This window comes from Mesorhizobium ciceri WSM4083 (genome assembly GCF_000519305.1).
GTDB classification, from domain to species: domain Bacteria; phylum Pseudomonadota; class Alphaproteobacteria; order Rhizobiales; family Rhizobiaceae; genus Mesorhizobium; species Mesorhizobium ciceri_B.
In genome coordinates this window covers 831,185-846,220 of record NZ_KI912610.1, presented here as the reverse complement: position 1 = coordinate 846,220, position 15,036 = coordinate 831,185, and the positions used below count along the sequence as shown (strand labels likewise).

14 protein-coding genes and 1 pseudogene are annotated in these 15,036 nt (G+C 64.2%); 6 read left to right on the top strand and 9 right to left on the bottom strand.

Going from position 1 to position 15,036, the window contains the following annotated elements; all coding sequences use genetic code 11:
* The first annotated feature begins 78 nt into the window (after positions 1–78).
* Positions 79–2,357, top strand: a pseudogene (locus MESCI2_RS01000000135900) (NADP-dependent malic enzyme).
* Positions 2,358–2,390: 33 nt separating this feature from the next.
* On the opposite strand, the gene MESCI2_RS0130100 reads toward MESCI2_RS01000000135900, so the two are convergent.
* Both MESCI2_RS0130100 and MESCI2_RS0130095 read right to left on the bottom strand, forming a co-directional pair.
* Positions 2,391–3,092 (bottom strand): antitoxin Xre/MbcA/ParS toxin-binding domain-containing protein, encoded by a 702-nt coding sequence (locus MESCI2_RS0130100; protein ID WP_027039711.1) that lies wholly within the window; start codon positions 3,090–3,092, stop codon positions 2,391–2,393.
* A gap of 391 nt (positions 3,093–3,483) precedes the next feature.
* Positions 3,484–4,476 carry an adenosine kinase gene (locus MESCI2_RS0130095; protein ID WP_027039710.1) on the bottom strand — a complete coding sequence of 331 codons (993 nt, stop codon included), beginning with the start codon at positions 4,474–4,476 and terminating at the stop codon, positions 3,484–3,486.
* A 229-nt stretch (positions 4,477–4,705) separates the two neighbouring features.
* On the opposite strand from MESCI2_RS0130095, the gene MESCI2_RS0130090 reads away from it, so the two are divergent.
* Positions 4,706–5,614 (top strand): DMT family transporter, encoded by a 909-nt coding sequence (locus tag MESCI2_RS0130090; protein WP_027039709.1) that lies wholly within the window; start codon positions 4,706–4,708, stop codon positions 5,612–5,614.
* A 90-nt stretch (positions 5,615–5,704) separates the two neighbouring features.
* On the top strand, positions 5,705–6,415 hold the full coding sequence (locus tag MESCI2_RS0130085; protein ID WP_027039708.1) for a sulfate transporter family protein: 711 nt from the start codon (positions 5,705–5,707) through the stop codon (positions 6,413–6,415).
* A 9-nt stretch (positions 6,416–6,424) separates the two neighbouring features.
* Here the strand turns inward: MESCI2_RS0130085 and MESCI2_RS0130080 are convergent, their stop codons facing one another.
* The 6 genes from MESCI2_RS0130080 to MESCI2_RS0130055 all read right to left on the bottom strand — a co-directional run bounded on the left by MESCI2_RS0130080 (position 6,425) and on the right by MESCI2_RS0130055 (position 11,006).
* The gene (locus MESCI2_RS0130080) at positions 6,425–7,423 is read right to left on the bottom strand and encodes a proline racemase family protein (RefSeq protein WP_027039707.1); all 999 of its coding nucleotides are present in this window, start codon (positions 7,421–7,423) and stop codon (positions 6,425–6,427) included.
* Positions 7,424–7,437: 14 nt separating this feature from the next.
* Positions 7,438–8,241, bottom strand: a complete 804-nt coding sequence (locus MESCI2_RS0130075; protein ID WP_027039706.1) for an isocitrate lyase/PEP mutase family protein — start codon at positions 8,239–8,241, stop codon at positions 7,438–7,440.
* Positions 8,242–8,321: 80 nt separating this feature from the next.
* On the bottom strand, positions 8,322–9,176 hold the full coding sequence (locus MESCI2_RS0130070) for a hypothetical protein (protein WP_027039705.1): 855 nt from the start codon (positions 9,174–9,176) through the stop codon (positions 8,322–8,324).
* A gap of 72 nt (positions 9,177–9,248) precedes the next feature.
* The gene (locus MESCI2_RS0130065) at positions 9,249–9,911 is read right to left on the bottom strand and encodes an HAD family hydrolase (protein ID WP_027039704.1); all 663 of its coding nucleotides are present in this window, start codon (positions 9,909–9,911) and stop codon (positions 9,249–9,251) included.
* Positions 9,911–10,396: a dUTP diphosphatase gene (gene dut / locus MESCI2_RS0130060; protein ID WP_027039703.1), complete on the bottom strand. Its 486-nt coding sequence runs from the start codon at positions 10,394–10,396 to the stop codon at positions 9,911–9,913. The genes MESCI2_RS0130065 and dut overlap by 1 nt, the downstream gene beginning before the upstream one ends.
* 139 nt (positions 10,397–10,535) lie before the next feature.
* Entirely contained in the window at positions 10,536–11,006 is a 471-nt protein-coding gene (locus MESCI2_RS0130055) for an Lrp/AsnC family transcriptional regulator (protein ID WP_027039702.1), read from the bottom strand.
* 115 nt (positions 11,007–11,121) lie between these two features.
* Here MESCI2_RS0130055 and MESCI2_RS0130050 point away from each other — a divergent pair, with 115 nt between their 5' ends.
* From MESCI2_RS0130050 to MESCI2_RS0130040, 3 genes are all read left to right on the top strand, one after another.
* Complete coding sequence (locus MESCI2_RS0130050; RefSeq protein WP_027039701.1) at positions 11,122–11,370, top strand: DUF6356 family protein; 249 nt, start codon at positions 11,122–11,124, stop codon at positions 11,368–11,370.
* 15 nt (positions 11,371–11,385) lie between these two features.
* Complete coding sequence (locus MESCI2_RS0130045) at positions 11,386–12,186, top strand: class II glutamine amidotransferase (RefSeq protein ID WP_027039700.1); 801 nt, start codon at positions 11,386–11,388, stop codon at positions 12,184–12,186.
* Positions 12,187–12,512: 326 nt separating this feature from the next.
* Positions 12,513–13,886 (top strand): amidase, encoded by a 1,374-nt coding sequence (locus MESCI2_RS0130040; RefSeq protein WP_027039699.1) that lies wholly within the window; start codon positions 12,513–12,515, stop codon positions 13,884–13,886.
* Here the strand turns inward: MESCI2_RS0130040 and MESCI2_RS0130035 are convergent.
* Positions 13,880–14,953 carry an NAD(P)/FAD-dependent oxidoreductase gene (locus MESCI2_RS0130035; RefSeq protein ID WP_027039698.1) on the bottom strand — a complete coding sequence of 358 codons (1,074 nt, stop codon included), beginning with the start codon at positions 14,951–14,953 and terminating at the stop codon, positions 13,880–13,882. The genes MESCI2_RS0130040 and MESCI2_RS0130035 overlap by 7 nt on opposite strands.
* Positions 14,954–15,036: the final 83 nt, after the last annotated feature.

Sequence of the window (15,036 nt, the reverse complement as noted above, 5' to 3'; positions counted from 1 at the left end):
GCGCGTGGTCTTAATTCGGACCGAAACAAAGCACCCGCTTCAAGGAGGTGCTGCACCGGCGAGGAAATCAAGAACATCATGGCCAGGAAAACCGAGAACAGCGGTCCGTCCGTCAGTGCGCAGGAAGCGCTCGAATTCCACGCCATGGGTCGGCCGGGCAAGCTGGAGGTCGTCGCCACCAAGCCGATGGCGACGCAGCGCGACCTCAGCCTCGCCTATTCGCCTGGTGTCGCGGTTCCGGTCCTGGCCATCGCCGAAGATCCCTCGCGCGCCTTCGACTACACGACGCGCGGCAACATGGTCGCCGTCATCTCCAACGGCACCGCCATTCTCGGCCTTGGCAATCTCGGCGCGCTGGCCTCCAAGCCGGTGATGGAGGGCAAGGCGGTGCTGTTCAAGCGCTTCGCCGATGTCGATTCCATCGATCTCGAGGTCGATACCGAGGACGCCGACGAGTTCATCAACTGCGTGCGTTTTCTCGGCCCCTCCTTCGGCGGCATCAATCTCGAGGACATCAAAGCGCCGGAATGCTTCATCATCGAGCAGCGCCTGCGCGAGTTGATGGACATTCCCGTCTTTCACGACGACCAGCACGGCACCGCGATCATCTCGGCGGCCGGCCTGATCAACGCGCTGGAGATCACCGGCCGCGACATGAAGACCACAAAAATGGTCTGCAACGGCGCTGGCGCCGCCGGCATCGCCTGCATCGAGCTGATGAAGGCGATGGGCTTTGCGCCGGAAAACATCATCCTGTGCGACACCAAGGGCGTCGTCTTCCAGGGCCGCACCGAAGGCATGAACCAGTGGAAATCGGCGCATGCGGTCAAGACCGAGGCGCGCAGCCTCGCCGAGGCGCTCGACGGCGCCGACGTCTTCCTCGGCCTCTCCGCCAAGGGCGCGCTGACCACCGCCATGGTGCAGTCGATGGCCAACAACCCGATCATCTTCGCCATGGCCAATCCCGACCCGGAAATCACGCCGGAGGAGGTCGCCGAAATCCGCACCGACGCCATCATGGCCACCGGGCGTTCTGATTATCCCAACCAGGTCAACAACGTGCTCGGCTTTCCCTACATCTTCCGCGGCGCGCTGGATGTCAGGGCAACCACCATCAATGACGACATGAAGATCGCGGCCGCGCAGGCGCTGGCGGCATTGGCACGCCAGGATGTGCCCGACGATGTCGCCGCCGCTTATCAGGGCAACCGGCCGAAATTCGGCCCCAACTACATCATCCCGGTGCCGTTCGACCCGCGCCTGATCTCGGCCATTCCGATCGCGGTCGCCAAGGCGGCGATGGATTCAGGCGTCGCCCGCAAGCCGATCCTCGATCTCGACCGTTACGCGCAGGAGCTGTCGGCCCGCCGCGACCCGATCGCCTCGACCCTGCAGCGCATTTACGACCGCGTGCGCCGCCAGCCCAAGCGCATCGTCTTCGCCGAGGGCGAGGAGGAGCAGGTCATGCGTGCCGCCGTCTCCTATGTGAACCAGCGGCTCGGCACCGCCATCCTGCTCGGACGCGACGACGTCATCAAGGAGAACGCCAAGCACGCCGGCATCGACCTCAACAAGCAAGCATCGAGATCATCAATGCAAGGCTGTCGCGCCGCAACGGCATCTACACCGACTATCTCTACGAGCGCATGCAGCGCAAAGGCTTCCTGTTCCGAGACTGCCAGCGGCTGATCAACAACGACCGCAACCATTTCGCCGCCTGCATGGTGGCGCTGGGCGACGCCGACGGCATCGTCACCGGCGTCACCCGCAACTATTCCACCGCACTCGACGACATCCGCCGCGTCATCGACGCCAAGCCCGGCCACCGTGTCATCGGCGTCTCGATCGTGCTGGCGCGGGGCAAGACCGTGCTGGTCGCCGACACCGCCGTGCACGATATGCCGAATGCCGAGCAGATCGCCGACATCGCCGAGGAGGCCGCAGGCTTTGCCCGCCGCATGGGTTATGAGCCGAGGCTCGCCATGCTCGCCTATTCCACCTTCGGCCATCCGCAGGGCGAGCGCTCCGAACGCGTCCAGGAAGCGGTGCGCATCCTCGACAAGCGCCGCGTCGACTTCGAATATGACGGCGAAATGGCCGCCGACGTGGCGCTCAATGCGCGGGCGATGGCGCAATATCCGTTCATAAGGCTCACCGGCCCGGCCAATGTGCTGATCATGCCGGCGTTCCACTCGGCCTCGATCTCGACCAAGATGCTGCAGGAACTCGGCGGCTCCACAGTGATCGGCCCGCTGCTGGTCGGCCTGAACAAGCCGGTGCAGATTGTTTCGCTCAATGCCAAGGATTCGGACATCGTCAACATGGCGGCGATTGCGGCGTATACGGCGGGGACTTGAGAGGCGAGCCTTAGCGGTGAGTCCGCGAGGTGTTCAGTCCGGCGCGAACACGCGCGCGGCCTCGACGACCTCGCCCACCTGATCCTGCCGCAGCAGGTCGACGGGAACGCGGCCGTCGAGCTGTGCCGAGGGGCGCGTCAGCCACAGCCACGCCAGTCTTGGATTGGTGATCAGCGACAGCACGTCGCGAATGCCTGCAACCGGCCGTCCATCGACGAACTGCGCCAGCGGGAAGACATGTTTGCGGCCGCCCTTGCGCAAGGCGATGACCTCACCCCGCCGCTGCCAGCGATGCAGCGTCGAGCGGGCAATGCGCAAATTCTCTTCTAGGTAGGTCGAGCCGGCGACGCGGCCCGCCCAGTCCTCGATCAGCATCGATTCGAGGTCGTCGGACTTTGGCAGCGAAGAGGGCTCGACATCGGCCGACAGGGTCGCCGTCGGATTTGTCGCGCCGGCAATACCGGCTTCGCTGCGCCGCGCGGCCTCGGCTGCCAGGGCGCGCACGAATTTCGATGCCAGGCCGGGAAGGTCGGCATGGATGGCGTCGATGGCGCGCTGGTGCTTCGGCGACAGCAAGGTGACGGCGGACGCTATGCTGCCGGCGATCTTGCCGACCGAGACCATGGTGGGCTTGTTGATGGCCTCGTCATAGTGGGCAAGCGCGCGTTCGACGTCCTCCGCGACCATCTCCGCGAAGTCGTCCTGCTTGAGGCCCTGGATCTGGAATCTGTTCATGCATCTGTCTTCCGGGTCGCGCGCTCCTCCCACGGATGCGGCCGATTGTTGAATTTCTAATGCGGAAAACGGAAATCGCGGCGGCAACGAATCCGGCCGCCAGACAGCATGCTGTCTAGCATTCTTGACACCCCAACTGACTGAGGGCGCACCGAAATGTCAGTCGCGGGACGCCCAGATTGCGTGTAGGTGCGATGTGTGACAGCCGCGCGACGGTGAGGGGCGGAGGCGGCCTTCCCTTCTCCCCCTGTGGGAGAAGGTGGATTGGCGCGCAGCGCCAAGACGGTTGAGGGGTGTTGGACGGAGTGCCGTCAGTGCCAAGCTGGAGCACCCCTCATCCGTCGCCTTCGGCGACACCTTCTCCCACAGGGGGAGAAGGGAAGAGTTCGCCCTACAGCAACCCCGCCTGTTCAGCCTCGCGGCGCAGATTCTGCCGTGGCCTGGGGCCGATCTGCTGGATCACCAGGCCGGCCGCCAGTGAGCCAAGGTCGCCGCAGGTCTGCAGGTCGCGGCCTTGCGTGTAGCCATGCAGGAAGCCGGCGGCATAGAGATCGCCTGCGCCCGTCGTGTCGACCAGTTCCTTGATGGCGGTCGCCTTGATCACCACGGTCTCGTCGCCGCGCACGATCACCGAGCCCTTTTCCGAGCGGGTCACGGCGGCGATCCGGCAATCCTTGCGGATCTGCGCCAGCGCCTCGTCGAACGACGATGTCTGGTAGAGCGACTTGATCTCGTGGCTGTTGGCAAAGACGATATCGACCGTGCCCGAGCGCATCAGGTCAAGGAACTCGTCGCGGTAGCGGTCGACGCAGAACGAATCCGACAGTGTCATCGACACTTCGCGGCCTGCCGCGTGCGCCAGCTTCGCCGTCTGGCGGATCGCTTCCTTGGCGCGCGGCGGGTCCCACAGATAGCCTTCGAAATAGGTGACCTTGGCGCCAGACGCCTTGTCGGCCTCGACATCCTCCGGTCCAAGCTCGACGCAGGCGCCGAGATAGGTGTTCATCGAGCGCTCGCCGTCGGGGGTGACGAAAATCATCGAGCGCGCCGTCGGCGGCTCGCCCTTGAGCGGCGTGGTGTCGAAGGCGACGCCCTGCGCATGGATGTCGTGCGCGTAGATTTCGCCCAGCGCATCGTTGGAGACCTTGCCGAAGAAGGCGGCGCGGCCGCCAAAGCTGGCGACGCCGGCCGCCGTGTTGCCGGCGCTGCCGCCGGAGGCCTCGATCGCCGGGCCCATGCGGCTGTAGAGCAGTTCGGCGCGTTGTGTGTCGATGAGGTTCATCGCGCCCTTGATGATGCCGTTGGTCTCGAGGAATTCCTCGTCGCACTGGGCGATGATGTCGACAATGGCATTGCCGATGCAAAGCACGTCATAATCCGGCATCAAAATCTCCGCCAAAAACCCGAGCCGGCTTCTTGCCACGCCGGCCCGGCGCGGGTCTAGCGATTTGAAACCGGTTTGCCTAGGGCGTGACACGCAACTTTGGCCGAACAGGCAAGGCGCATCAGCCGCGAGGCGCTATGACAATTCGACCGTGGCCGAAGCATTTCATCGCCGGATCGCCTACAAGCCTGACGCACCCGATCCCGTTCCAAGGTGAGCCATGTCGACAATGAACGAGCCTGCAAAGAACGACATGACCACCGACCTTGCGCTGCTCGTCGTGCTGGCGGTGCTCTGGGGCGCCTCCTACACCTTCATCAAGATCGGCGTCGAAACCATCCCGCCGGTCACCTTCATTGCCGCCCGCACCCTGATCGCCGGCGGTATCCTGTTCGCCATCCTCCGCTGGCGCGGGCTCGCCATGCCGGGCGATGCGGCAAGCTGGCGCCGCTTCGCCTTCCAGGCCTGCCTCAACAGCGTTATTCCGTTCACCCTGATCGCCGCGGCCGAACGTTCGGTCGATGCCGGCCTCGCCACCATCCTGAACGCGACCTCGCCGATCTTCACCTTCCTCTTGACCGCGCTCATCACCCGCCATGAGCCGGTCACGCTGCGCAAGCTGATTGGCGTCGGCGCCGGCATTGCCGGCATCTGCCTCATCATCGGCACACAGGCGCTGGGTGGCCTCGGTCATGAATTGTGGGCGCAATTGGCCATCGTCGCGGCGACGATCTGCTATGCGGGTGCGGCCATTTTCGGCCGTGGTTTCAAGGGCCTCGACCCAATGCTGCCTGCCGCCGGTTCCATGCTGTGCGGCGCCGTCATACTCGTGCCCCTCAGCCTTGTGTTCGACCAGCCATGGACGCTGGCGCCCTCGACCGCGTCGATCCTGGCCTTGCTCGGCCTGTCGGTCTTTTCCACCGCGCTGGCCTTCGTCATCTATTTCCGCCTCATCCACACGCTGGGTTCGGTCGGCACCACCTCGCAGGCCTATCTGCGCGTACCGATCGGCGTCGGCATCGGCGCTCTCTTCCTCGGCGAAAGCCTTGGTTCGACGGCATGGCTGGGCATGGGTTTTGTCGTGGCCGGGGTCGCTGCCATGACCATACCGGTTCGCAAGCCGGCGTTTGCACGGTAAACACTCGCCCGCTTGTGCTCATGGGCTGCGCTGCCTATCTCGGAAGCATCCGCCTTCTAGGCGGCGTCCGCTAACCGGGGGTGTGACAAGGTGATTTTCGACGCTGCCCGCACTGCGGCCCTCGAGCTGCTCTCGCCTCCCTTTCGGGCCGTGTTCCTCAAGACATTGGGTCTGACACTGCTGGCGCTGGTGGCTCTGTGGTTGGGCTTGACCAGCCTCCTCGAGTGGCTGGCCCTGCCATGGCTGCAGACGCTGTTGCCCGGCATGCCGTCTTGGGCCGGCTGGCTGGGCGGCATCATCGCGGCAATAGCGCTTGCCTTCGGCATGGCGTTGCTCATCGCGCCGGTGACGGCTGTTGTCGCCGGCCTGTTCCTCGATGATATCGCCGAAGTGGTCGAGCACACCGACTATCCCGGCGATCCGACCGGCCGCGCCATGCCGGCGCTGCGCTCGCTGGTGCTGTCGGCGCGATTCCTCGGTGTCGTCATTCTTGGCAACATCGTCGCACTGCTGCTTCTCCTGGTGCCGGGCGTCAACATAGCCGCCTTCTTCATCGTCAACGGCTATCTGCTCGGGCGCGAGTTCTTCGAATTCGCCGCCATGCGCTTTCGCGGGGAAGACGAGGCCAGGGCCTTGCGCAGGCACTATGCCGGCACGGTGTTTCTCGCCGGGCTGCTCATCGCGGCTTTCCTCGCCGTGCCGTTGCTCAACCTGCTGACGCCGCTGTTCGCCGCCGCCATGATGGTGCATCTGCACAAGGCGATCTCGGTGCGGGAAGTGGCTCGCCGCTCACGCGGCTGAGCATTTTCGTCAACGCAACAGGAACCCGCGGCCCAGTTCGTCGTCTGCCTCGACGATGAACTCCGATCGCCCGCAATAATAGGCGCGGCCGCCGACACGGGCGATGATCGCCCCGTGCGGGCCAGCCTTCGCCGTCCGCACCACGGCTCCCGAAAAACGCGAGCCGGCAATGCTTTCGAATGTGCGCGTCTGCCCGATCGCGATCTCGCCCTTGGCATGCATGGCCGCCAGCCTTGCGGTGACGCCGGAGCCGGTCGGCGAGCGATCGACCTCGGCTTCGGCGAAGACGCAGATGTTCTTGGTCACCTCGGCGGAAAACGTGTCGTGGCCATCGGTCAGGATGGTGCCGTAGAGGAAGGCAAGGTCGCCGTGGTCGGGATGCGACAGCGGAAATTCGGCCTTGAGCCTGTCCGTCAGCGCCGTTGCCGCATCGACGAAATCGCGCACCCGGCTTCTGCCGAATTCGAGCCCGAATTGGTGACAATCGGCCAGCGCATAGAAGGCGCCGCCATAGGCGACGTCGAAGCCGATCGTGCCGTGGCCCGCCAGCTCTATCGTCTGCCTGCCGGCGAACAGGAAGGCCGGCACGCTTTCGAACGACACCGCACCGGCCTTGCCGTCCCTGACCTCGACCGAGGCGACGACCAGCCCGCACGGCGCCTCGATATTGACTGTCGTGACTGGTTCCTGTTTCGCCACCAATCCTTCATCTACGGCGTAGCGGCCGAGCGCGACGATGGCGTGGCCGCACATCGTCGAATAGCCCTCATTGTGCATGAACAGCACGGCGAGGTCGGCGCCGGGCAGGTCCGGCTCGACCAGCAAGGCGCCATACATGTCGTAATGGCCGCGCGGCTCGAACATCAAGATTTTCCTGAGATGATCGAGATGGTCGCGCACATAGGCCCGCTTTTCCAGGATCGTGCCCTTGGGGATACCGGGGTAGCCGCCGGTGACGATCCTGAGCGGCTCGCCGCCTGTATGCATGTCGACGACGGTCAGCGTCATGCGATGGGCCCCGTTCAAGCTGAAGACTTGCCGAAGAGGGCCTGCAATTTGTCGAACGGCATGGCGGCGCGGGTGAAGCCGAAGGTGCCGTCCTGCTGGATTTCGCGTGCCGCTGTCTCCAGCATGCCATAGGCGAAATTGGTCAGCCACGGCCCGAGCGAGATGCGCTTGACGCCGGCCATGGCGAGGTCGGCGATGGTGAAGCCAGGCTTTGCCATGACATTGACCGGCTTGCTGACCGCCGAGCAGACAGTGCGGATCATCTCGACGTCGCCGATGCCGGGCGCATAGAGCACGTCGGCGCCGGCCTTCTCGAAAGCCTGCAGCCGCTTGATGGTGTCGTCGAGGTCGGACTTGCCCCATAGGAAATTCTCAGCCCGCGCCGTGAAGACGAAATCGCGCTTCAGCGCCCGCGCCGCCTCCACCGCCGCCGCAACGCGCTCGACAGCGTGCGCGAAATCATAGATCGGCTTGTCCGGATCGCCGGTGTGGTCCTCGATCGAGCATCCGGCAAGACCGGCCGCTTCCGCCGCGAAGATGGTTTCGGCGGCCTGCTCGGCGCTGTCGCCCTTGCCCCTCTCGAGATCGGCCGAGACCGGCAGGCTGGTCGCCGCCGTCACCTCGCGGCAATGATGGATCATCTGGTCGAAGGTCACCGCGCCGTCCGGCAGGCCGCGCGAAAAGGCAAAGCCGGCGCTGGTCGTCGCCAGCGCGGTGAAGCCGAACGAGCCGAGCAGCTTCGTCGTGCCGATATCCCAGGGATTGGGCATGACGAAGGTCGAGGCATGCAGGTCGCGAAAGATCTTGCCCTTGTCCATGGTAGTTCCCCCATCATGTGCGGTGTGGCCAAGCGGATTTTATCCTGCTCCATCTGGCCGGGCAAACGAATGCGGTTGGTTCAGAAGCGTTTGGCGTTCTCTCCTGCCAAATTGTTCAGCGCGTCGGAATCCTTGGCGTAGTGCGACTTTGTCTTGTCCCAATGATAGGTGACGGAGATATCGTGAGATTCAGGCTTGGGCGGCTGGTCATCGCAGCTTTCGTCGGCCACTACGGTGGCATCGGTCACCGTTACCTTGATCGCCGCATGGCGCCGGCCCTCTGCGATGGCTTTAAAGGCAATGTCCTGCGTCCGGCTATAGGCACACACGTGCTCGTCGAACAAATAGATGATGTCGATCAGCTTCAACTTGTCCCTGGCGACCATAATCAGCGGGACGATCATATAGTTCTGGTTTGAATTGGAATGCGAACTCTCGATCATGAGGATATCGTCATTGGCGCCGATGCCGAGCTTGCCGGGCTCGCGGAAATAGGTGTTGCGGTCGAGGGCGACATTGGCGGCGTCGAGCAGCCTTGGTTTGCCCGTAATGTCGTAGAGCGCCAGCACCGCATAGCCTTCGGCGCTGTCTGAGGAATCGCCGAGATCGAACAGCATGGTCAGGCGGTCCTTGCCTCTCACCTTGATGGCAAGCACGGAGGCATTGGAAAAGCCTGAGGTTTCGGGCGGCGAGCCACCGCTGTCGGGTCCCTCGATATGGCGCATCTCGATCGGCAGCCCGCCCCTATAGAAGCCGTCCTTGTCCGCAGCGAGATCCGGAATGACCATCCTCGCGAGGTCGAGATAGGTGACATCCGTGCGGCCGGGCAGAGCGCTGCCGAGCTCCGGAAAGCTGATGGCTTGCGCGCCGGCCGCGGTCCATAGAAACGGCGCCAGCATCAAGGCGAGGATGAGGCGGAGCAGGCTGGGGTTCATGCGTGGCCTCGAGTTGGCGGCGCCAAGCTAGCACGGACAATCGAGGCGTACAGCTGCAGGCTGAAGATCAGGTCAGTGGATCGGCACCAGCCCGGCCAGCTCGCGCATGTCGTCGAACAGGATGCCGCCGGCCTGGATCAGGCCGGCGCGGTCGGAATAGGGATCGGCATGGTAGGAAAACACCCGCATGCCGGCGGCGATCCCGGCCTGCGTGCCGGCGACGCTGTCCTCGATGACGATGCAGTCGGCAGGCGCGAAGCCCATGGTCTTGGCCGCATGCAGGAACAGGTCCGGGAACGGCTTGCCACGCCCGACCATGGTCGAGGAAAACATCGCGTGTTCGAACAGCGGCAGCAGCCCGGTCTGGCCAAGCGTGATGTGCATCTTCGACACCCGGGCCGAGGTGGCGACGCAATAGGCGATACCGGCTGACCGCACGGCCTCGACGAACTCGCGGACATAGGGGATCGCTTCGACGCCGTGGGCAAACAGGTCCGGCAGGCCGGCGTTCCAGCGATCGACGAAATCGGCGCCGAGCCTGACGCTGGTTTCTTCTTCGATGTCTTTCTGCACCGATGCCATGCTGCGGCCGGAGAAATTCTTGCGGCAATATTCGAAGCTTGTCGGATAGCCGGCAGCGGTCAGCCATTCGGCAAGGCGTCGATTGGCCAGGTTCTCTGTATCGACCAGGATCCCGTCGCAGTCGAAGATGACAAGTTTAGGCAGTTCAGGCATCAGGCGGTGCCGGTCGATCCGAACCCGCCCGCGCCGCGCGCCGTGCCGCCGGCCAGGTTGCGCTCTTCCACGGCGGCTTGCGTCACCGCGGCGAAGACGATCTGGGCGATGCGCATGCCGCGCGTCACGGCAAAGTCCTCATCGCCGAGATTGATCAGCAGCACCTTCACCTCGCCGCGATAGTCGCTGTCGATGGTGCCGGGCGTGTTGAGGACGGTCAGGCCATGCTTGAAGGCAAGGCCGGAGCGGGGCCGCACCTGGCCCTCCATGCCTTCCGGAATTTCCAGGATCATCCCGGTCGGCACCAAAGCGCGTTTGCCCGGCAGGATCAGCAGCGGCCGGTCCTCGGGCACAGCGGCGCGCAGATCCATGCCGGCGGCACCGGTGCTTTCATAAGCAGGGAGGGGAAGTCCTTCAGCATGCGGCAACCTGACGAAGCCGACGGTCGGACCGATGACGGAGGGAGTTTGAAGGGCTGCGCGCATAAAATCGATCCTATCGGCGCGAACGGCGATTCGGTCAACTCGACTGTAATTCTATCAACGGCTTTCTTTTGGGCGGCACTGTGACCTGAGGGGTGTTGAGATTCAGGTCAGGCCGGCATCACCTGAACATCAACATACCTCAACGCAGTTCCATCGGAACGACCGTCGTCTCCTTGATCTCCTCCATCACGAACGACGCTGAGACGTCTGACAGCGCCACCTTGGCGATCAGCCGCTGGTAGAGCCGGTCATAGGCCTTCACGTCGGCGACGCGGGCGCGCAAGACATAATCGAGGTCGCCGGACATGCGGTAGACGCCGATGATCTCGGGAAAGCCGGTCACCGCCGCCCGGAACTTCTGCAGCCACTCCGGATCGTGGTTGGACGTGCGGATCAGGATGAAGACGGAAAGGCCAAGCCCAAGCTTTTCGGCATCGACCAGCGCCACCCTGCCGGTGATGACACCAGCCTCTTCCAGCCGCTTCACCCGGCGCCAGCAGGCATTGCGCGACAGCGCCACCCGGTCCGACAGCTGGTCGACCGACAGCGTGCCGTCGCGTTGCAATTCGGCGAGCAATTTCCGGTCGATTTCGTCAATTTCCAGAAGCATGTGGGATGTTTGTCCCATGGATCGCCGAAATACAAGGACATTTTGAGACCGATGAACCAGCGAAGCGTGTCAGGATACTCATATCAGGAACTTGAAGCGCTGAAGGGGAACCAGCATGTCGGTCGCAAGGATTTTCACCTCTCATCCGGCCAAGGTCGGCGAAACCTATTTCAGCCACATGGGGTTTGCCGCCTGGTTTTCGTCGCGCCTGTTGCTGGCGGCTTGTGCTGCGCTCGTTCATGCTTTCTTGCCGTTTCTGTTTGAAACTACCGCCAGCCGAATCGTTCGCGAGCTTTACGAGCGGACGCACAACAGAGGCACACACGCGATCAAGGAGCCTGCGGCTCTTATGGATCGCGCCTAGGGGACGACAGAAGCGATGTGCCGGTGGGCGGCCTATCTCGGTGAAGCGGTCTTTCTCGAAGACATCCTCACGGCGCCCTGTCACTCGCTGATCGCCCAGAGCCATTGTGCCCAGGAAGCGAAATCGCCGACCAATGGCGACGGCTTCGGCCTTGCCTGGTATGGCGACCGCCCCGAGCCGGGGCTCTATCGCGATATCCTGCCGGCCTGGTCCGATCCCAATCTGAAAAGCCTGTGCCGGCAGATCAAATCCGGCCTGTTCCTCGCCCATGTTCGGGCGTCGACCGGCGGCGCCACCAGCCGCATGAACTGCCATCCGTTCATCTCCGGCAACTGGTCGTTCATGCATAACGGCCAGATCGGCGGCTTCGAGAAGATCCGCCGTGCGCTGGAGAACTCGCTGTCCGACGCCGTCTTCGACCAGCGCGAAGGCACCACCGATTCCGAACTGTTCTTCCTGCTGATGATCGACGAGGGATTGGCCACCGATCCGCAAGGCGCCGTCTCCCGCGCCACCAGCCGCGTGCTCGAAGCCTCGCGCCGCGCCGGCCTCGAACCGGCGCTGAAGCTCACCGCAGCCTTTTCGAATGGCCAGGCGCTGCATGCGGTGCGCTACGCCACCGACGCCCATGCGCCGACGCTCTACACTTCTGTCCTGCGCAAGGGCGGCGGCCGCTGCATCGTTTCCGAGCCGTTCGACCGCGAGGGCGGCGACTGGCAGGCGATCCCGCCGGCGAGTTTTGTCACGATCAGCGGCGATGGCATCAGCATTCGCCCGTTTGCTCCGGGTGTGGCGAAGCTGGCGCTGGTCGGGTAGTTGCAAATCGCGGCAACGCCGCGGGACAGCGCCCCCCTCTGTCCTGCCGGACATCTCCCCCTCAAGTGGGGAGATTGGCAGCTTCGCCGCCCGCGCGTTCTTGCAACATTGGAGATTGGCGAAAGCCGTGACGCTATCCAATCTCCCCACTTGAGGGGGAGATGGCCGGCAGGCCAGAGGGGGGCGCCGTAGAGCGCCGACCTCAACAGACTATTGGCACAATTCCGATCCAGCGCAGGCGATCCTCGAATGCTCAACTCCGCTTGAAATCGCGTCGCTATCCGCCATTTTGACCAGGCGAGCGCCGCCAAGCCGGAGCATTCACCATGGACATCGCCTTCTCCTCAACCGTCGATCTCGCCGCTGCCATCGCCACGCGGAAAATCTCCGCTGTGGAAGCACTCGACGCCCACCTGGCGCAGATCGATGCGCACAACGAGGTCGTCAGCGCTGTCATCTCGCTCGACAGGGAAGGCGCCCGCGAGCGTGCCAAGAAGGCGGACGCCGCCCAGGCGCGCGGCGACGCTCTCGGACCTCTGCATGGTGTACCGTTCACGCTGAAGGACATGCACGAAACGTCAGGCATGAGGACAACGGTCGGCTTCCCGCCCTTCGCCGATTATGTCGCCAAGCAGGACAGCCCGGTCGTCATCAGACTGAAAGCGGCCGGCGGCGTGCTGATGGCCAAGACCAATGTCGCGACCATGCTGGGAGGTTGGCAATCGAACAATCCGCTCTTCGGCCGCACCAACAATCCATGGAATCTCCAGCGCACGGCGGGCGGTTCCAGCGGCGGCGCGGCGGCGGCACTTTGCTCGGGAATGACGCCGTTCGACGTCGGCACCGACATGCAGGATTCGATTCGGCTGCCGGCCAGCTTCTGCGGTGTCTATGGCCTGAAGCCGACGGAGCACCGCGTCTCGTTGGCCGGCGCCTTCCCCGATCCTGGCGGTGCTGCGCGCAGCGTGCGGCTGATGTCTTGTCTTGGGCCGCTGGCGCGCGGTGTGGAAGATTTGGCGCTGATCTACCAAATCATCGCCGGCCCGGACGGAAGCGACACCGATCTTGCGCCGGTGCCGGTCCAGGACATGCCGAAGCTCGACCCTAGGACATTGCGCATCGCCTTCGCGCCGTCCTTTCCCGGCTTTCCGGTGGCAGGCGAGATCAGCGCTGCGGTCGAAAATCTCGCAAGGCAGCTGCAGGGCGCCGGCGCCGTCGTCGAAGCAGCAAAACTGCCGAAACTCGACCTGGACGACGATCTGGAGCAGGGCGGCGCGCTGATCGGCATGATGATGGAGGCCGCGCAGGCGGAGCCGCCAGAGGGACCGACACCGGTTTCGCGCTGGTTCGAGGCGCTCGCTCGCCGCGACAGGTCCATTCTCGCCTGGGACCGATTTTTTGAGGACCATGATGCGCTGCTCTGCCCGGTCGCCATGACCACCGCTTTCCCTCATTGCGAGCCGGGCACGCCGATCAAGGTCGATGGCAAGGAGCAGAGCTACTGGATGCTGCCGGCCTATGGCGCTGTCTTCAACTACAGCGGCCATCCAGCCCTTTCCATCCCATGCGGACAAGACAGCGCCGGCCTGCCTGTCGGCCTGCAACTGGTCGGCAAACGCTGGTCGGAGTCACAGCTGCTCGGCATCGCCAAGGCAATCGAACCACTGGCCGGTGGCTTTCACCGTCCGTCGGGCTATTGAGCGAAGCGTGACGATCCATAAGGGGCAAGCAGCGGGTCGCGCTCGCCATCGAGGATTTCCCTTGTGGCGAACAGGCCGACGGCCGGCGCCAGCGTGATGCCGGAATGCATGACGGCGACATAGACACCGTCCACGCCCTCGGCGCGGCCGATGATCGGAAAGCCGTCGATCGGCGTCGGCCGGTAGCCGACCGTGCGGAAATCGAGTTCCAACCCATCGCTGTCGCGCAGCATGGCCTTCATGGCCGCAAACAGCGCGTGGGCGGTGGCTTCGGCATCCATACCCGGATCGGCGCCTCCAAAATCCGAGCCGGCGATGATGCGGCCTTCCGCCGTCTGGCGCATGTGCAGCCGCTCGGCCAGCACCAAGCCGTTGAGCAGTCGTTTGTGGGGCCGCGAATGGACGATCAGGCCGGGCGGCGTTTCTATCGGCAGGTTGATCCCGGCGGTTGCGGCGATCCCCGACGAGCCAACGCCGGCAGCGATCACCACCTCGTCTGATGCAATCAAGCCGTGCGATGTGTCGACACCGGTGATCCTGCCGCCGGTCTGGGCCAGGGCCGTCACCGTGGTGGAGATGATCTTCGCGCCATGCCGCTCGGCGTCGTCCAGCAGCGCTTTTGTGGCTGCAACAGGCTCGGCCACGCCCTCTTCGGCGACATGCAAGGCAAAATCCGGAAGCTCGGTGAGATTGGGCTCGATGCGCGCGGCACCGGCGCGGTCGACTTGGCTGATGCCATAGCCCCAAGCGGAATGTTCCGTGGCGTAGGTTTCCATGTCGGCCGCTGGTAAATCCCAGCACAGGCCGCCGCACCAGTTCAGCGGCAGGCCGGGCAGGTCCTGTGCCAGCCGCGACCATTCGGCCATCGCGCGGGTGCGCAGCCGGAAATACGGCTCCGGATTGCCCCAGCTGGCGTTGATCCAGGCGAACGAGTTTGGCGTTGCCACTCCGCCAGCAGCACTGTCGGCAATCACCGTCACTTGCGCACCCGCTCTGCTCAGATGCCAGGCGATGGAGGCGCCGATGATGCCGGCGCCGATGACGATCACATGTTTCGCCGCAGTCATGATTGCTCCTCTGCCTCGTCATCCCGCGGGATGTTCATCCAGTGCCATCCCGGCAGCCGCTTGCCAACATCGCGCAGCGCAAA